General features: G+C 56.3%; 3 protein-coding genes. All 3 read left to right on the forward strand.

What is annotated here, in order from left to right; all coding sequences use genetic code 11:
- On the forward strand, positions 1–1,941 hold a 1,941-nt coding region (locus JQ575_RS43785; protein ID WP_212039330.1), incomplete at its 5' end, for a cadherin domain-containing protein.
- 97 nt (positions 1,942–2,038) lie between these two features.
- A complete protein-coding gene (locus JQ575_RS43790; RefSeq protein WP_312016141.1) occupies positions 2,039–2,917 on the forward strand; it encodes a calcium-binding protein in 879 nt (292 codons plus the stop codon).
- Positions 2,918–2,969: 52 nt separating this feature from the next.
- Positions 2,970–4,457 carry a calcium-binding protein gene (locus JQ575_RS43795; protein ID WP_212039332.1) on the forward strand — a complete coding sequence of 496 codons (1,488 nt, stop codon included), beginning with the start codon at positions 2,970–2,972 and terminating at the stop codon, positions 4,455–4,457.
- Positions 4,458–4,919: the final 462 nt, after the last annotated feature.

Raw genomic sequence — 4,919 nt, forward strand, 5'->3', positions numbered from 1 at the left:
GATACGACGGCACCGACACCAACTTTCCTGACTCTGCCTGGTACCGTGAACGTGAGCGGTGCCGGGCAAGCAGCGACTTTTACGCTCGGTGCCTTGGACGATCTGTCTGGTGTCAGTCAGGCTGCGATCTTTTTCGATAGGCAGATCAGCTACGTCACCAACGGCGTCACTTCGACCACCAGCGGATTTGGCTTTGACGTTTTCCAGGATTCATTCAGCGATGGCCAATCCTCATGGACACAAACGCTGTCTCCCTACAGCGGGACCGGCACTTACAATGTCACTCAGCTCAATATGGTCGACAATGCTGGAAATTCGCGTTGGTACTCGGGCGCGGAGCTTGCTGCTCTTGGTCTGACTACTTCGTTCACGGTAGCTGGAGGCAGCGCGGATACGACGGCACCGACACCAACTTTCCTGACTCTGCCTGGTACCGTGAACGTGAGCGGTGCCGGGCAAGCAGCGACTTTTACGCTCGGTGCCTTGGACGATCTGTCTGGTGTCAGTCAGGCCGCGATCTTTTTCGATAGGCAGATCAGCTACGTCACCAACGGCGTCACTTCGACCACCAGCGGATTTGGCTTTGACGTTTTCCAGGATTCCTTCAGCGATGGCCAATCCTCATGGACACAAACGCTGTCTTCCTACAGCGGGACCGGCACTTACAATGTCACTCAGCTCAATATGGTCGACAATGCTGGAAACTCGCGTTGGTACTCGGGCGCGGAACTTGCTGCTCTTGGTCTGACTACTTCGTTCACGGTGACCACCACCGAGAACAGCGCACCGATAGTTACTTCGAACGGTGGCGGCAACACGGCGCCGATATTCATTGCGGAGAACACCACTGCGGTCACCACTGTTGCGGCGGCGGACCCTGACGGGCAGACGCTGAGCTACTCGATCATTGGAGGCGCGGACGCGAGCAAATTCACCATTAGCTCTACGACGGGCGCACTCTCATTCATTACAGCACCAAACTTTGAAGCGCGGACCGACGCGGCTGGCAACAACATCTATGACGTTATTGTCCAGGTTTCAGATGGGAGTGGTGGCATCGACACCCAGGCTATCGCGGTCACTGTAACCGACGTCTTTGAGAACACCGTCCCCATTATCATCACGAACGGCGGCGGCGCCACGTCGGCGATAAGTATTGTTGAGAACACCACTACCGTCACCACTGTGACGGCGACCGATCCCGACTTCGGGCAGACGCTCAGCTACTCGATCATTGGAGGCGTGGACGCGAGCAAATTCACGATTGGCTCGACGACAGGGGCACTATCGTTCCTCACCGTGACGAACTTCGAACTGCCGAACGACGTGGGGGGCAACAATATCTACAACGTGACCGTGCAGGTCTCAGACGGCCATGGTGGCACCGACACTCAAGCTGTCGCGGTCACAGTGACCGATGTTTTTGAGAACCGTGCTCCGACCGTCACCTCGAACGGCGGCGGCAACACGGTAGCGGTATTCATTGCAGAGAGCAACACTACCGTTACCACTGTGACGGCGACCGACCCTGACGTCGCGCAGACGCTCATCTACTCGATCAATGGTGGCGCGGACGCGAGCAAATTCACGATCGCCCCCTCGACAGGGGTGCTATCATTCGTCACCGCGCCGAACTTTGAACTGCGGACCGATACTGGTGGCAACAACGTCTATGACGTGACCGTGCAGGTCTCAGACGGCAATGGCGGCACTGACAATCAAGCTGTCGCGGTCACGGTAACCGACATCAACGAGGCGTCGGTGATCACCTCAAACGGCGGCGGCAACACGGCAGCGATATCCATTGCAGAGAACACCACTACCGTTACCACTGTGACGGCCACCGACCCTGACGTCGATCATTGGAGGCGCGGACGCGAGCGTATTCACCATTCACGCTTCGACTGGGGCGCTATCGTTCGTCACCGCACCGAACTTTGAGGCGCCGACCGATGCTGGTGGCAACAACGTCTACGACCTGACCCTGCAGGTCTCAGACGGCCACGGCGGCATCGACACCCAGTCGATCTCGGTCACAATTCTAAATGCCGTAGGAGAAACCAGCAACTGGACTGCTGGAAATGACGCCATCTATGGCACTGATGACAGTGACATCGCCTATGGCGGTGACGGTGCCGACATCGTTGTGCTTGGCAACGGCAATGATTATGGCAATGGTGGCGACAGCAACGACTACATTTATGCCGGTGCAGGAGACGACATTCTCGTCGGCGGAGCCGGGCTTGATGTCCTGCTAGGGCAAGGCGGCAATGACGCGATCTACGGCGGGCCGGGTTTCAGTTACCTGTTCGGCGGCGATGGCTCGGATTCTCTCGTCGGTTCTGGCGGAACGGCTGCCTCCGATGTCAACGTGATGTATGGGGAAGATGGTGCTGATTACCTCTATGGCGGCACCGGCACCAATTATTTCTACGGCGGCGCAGGCGTCGACACCATGGCAGGCGGTTCAGGCCTCAACATCTTCATCTCCTCCAGCGAGGCAGACGGCAATGTCATCTACGGCGGTTCGGGCCAAAACTATGTCTACGGCTCGAACGGCGGTGACACAATTACCGGCGGCGTCGGCGTCGACGTTTTCCTGATGGGATCCGGTGCCGACTTGATCAAAGGTGGCGGCGGGGTCGACTATGCTTGGGGCGGGTTGGGTTCAGACACATTTACGATCGACGACACCCACGCCGAGGTCATGGTGATCCAGGACTTCAACACGGGCGGAGTACACGACGTTCTGAATTTCTCCGGGACGTCGCTGCATTCGTTTGCTGACGTGCAAGCGGCTTCGTTCTACGTCGCGGGCATCAACACGACGATCATCACAGATGCCGCTGGGAATGTGGCCTGGCTGATCGGAAAAGGGCCGAGTGATCTTGACGCAAGTATGTTTAGATTTGGATGAATAGGGACAATCAATCTCGTTCGACGAGTTTGCTTTTTTGGGAGCGTGATCCATGGCAACCATCGTAGGCACTTCTGGCAACGACACTATAACGGGGACCGACGGTCGAGACACAATCACCGGTTTGGGAGGAGATGATTATATCGATGGCGGACTTGGAGCGACTTTCGCGAACGGGGGAATCGGTGCTGGTTTCATGGATGGTGGTGCGGGAAACGACACCATAGTTTTCAATTTCGGATACGGAGCGTTAGGTGCAACCGGCGGCGATGGCGTCGACACCTATCTCTTTCTCGGAAATCTCGTGGATGTATCTTCTGTGCAAGCGCGATTTTATAATTATGGCAATGGAGATTATGACTACTTTTTGAACTTTTATCTCGTGGATGGAACTTTCCTTCAGGAAAGTTATCGGCCCTACAACACGTTCATAGAACAGTTCGCAACATCAGACGTCGGCACGCTGCAATTCTCTGCCAGCGGCGCCAATCGGATCCTCGCGGGCGATGTCTTTGCAGAGGTCCTAAACGGCGGAGGTGGCAACGATGTCATTTATGGAAATGAAGGTGCTGATACGTTGAATGGTGGTGGTGGGAATGACTACTTATCGGCGGGACTCGACGATGGGGACCGTGACGTCTACGATGGTGGAACGGGAATAAATACTATCAGCTACTCAGGGATTGCCGGCGGCGTAACGCTTGATCTCGGGGCGCATTACGCGATCGGGCCCTCGGTGGGGCACGATGGTGTGTTCAACATCCAAGTCGCTTACGGCAGTCTCGGCAACGACATTATCATTGGCGAGATTGGACCGAATACGCTGCACGGCTATTGGGGCGACGACTATTTGTATGGGTTAGGCGGTAACGATGCGATGTTCGGAGAAAATGGGGTCGATATTCTGATCGGCGCAGATGGAAACGATGCTTTAAATGGCGGTGCAGGTCAGGATTATCTGTTCGGAGGAAGCGGCGACAATATTTTAGACGGTGGAGATGGCATTGACGTCCTAATTTCAGAAGGGTCGAGCGATACGTTGCGAGGCGGAGATGGCGGAGACTACTTCTATTCGTACGGCGGAAATGGAGTGACGGCGGAAGGCAACGCAGGTAACGATATTTTCGTGCTGAGCGTTGGCGCCAACGTTGCTTACGGCGGTGATGGACAAGACTATTTCTACATGGGGACAGGCAATGACACCATGTTCGGAGGCAACGGCGTGGACGTCCTCCTAGGCGCTGCTGGTAACGACTATTTCGACGGTGGCCTAGGCGTGAACTACTATTTCGGTGGGGGAGGCAATAACACTTTTGCATCAAGCAACGAGGACAGCGTGCAAGTCGTTCAGGACTGGAACGCCGCAACCGACATCGTTCAGCTCAACGGGTCGGGCTTCACGTCGTTCGCTGACGTGATATCGCACTCCTACCAGAACGGAGCTTACTTCGTTGTGCAGGTCGATGGCGATACGGCGGTGTGGCTCAACGGGGCCACGGCCGCAACCGTGATAACAGCCAACTTCAGCATCGTGAGTTGAGGGCAAAAAACCGCCGGCAAGAACCGGCGGGCAGCTTCCTACTCAAATCCGCAGAGCTTTATCGACCGCTCTTATGAAGTTGCGAAGCCATCCTAGTCCGTCGCCGCCGCCGGTGCCGTTGCCTCTAGGAGCGCTGCGGGCGGCGCGTCCCTAGCTGCCACCAGTTGCGAGCGAGAGCTGTTCGTCGTTGAGTTGATTGTATTTCATGGTGCGGTCTCCTCTGTGGCGCGAACCTCGCCAATATAGGTCGCAGCTAACTTGATGCCCCACCGCTCCAGCGGGTTGCGACGCTGGCAAAATACGGACGGTACCGGAGCAATGGTGCTGGCTTAATGAGGACCTCTTCCGAACGACTGCGAGGTTCGGGTCATGACCGTTCAGGGCACCTTAGGATACACCGCTGTCAGCTTTTTTAAGACTTCGCGCGTTGCGACGCTTCACCGGATCAGGTGAAGGAGGGGC

This window comes from Bradyrhizobium sp. JYMT SZCCT0428 (assembly GCF_018131075.1).
Lineage (GTDB): Bacteria > Pseudomonadota > Alphaproteobacteria > Rhizobiales > Xanthobacteraceae > Bradyrhizobium.

Excerpts from the sequence above, each read along its gene's own strand:
- JQ575_RS43795 (WP_212039332.1), top strand. The coding sequence starts at position 2,970 with ATGGCAACCATCGTAGGCACTTCTGGCAACGACACTATAACGGGGACC.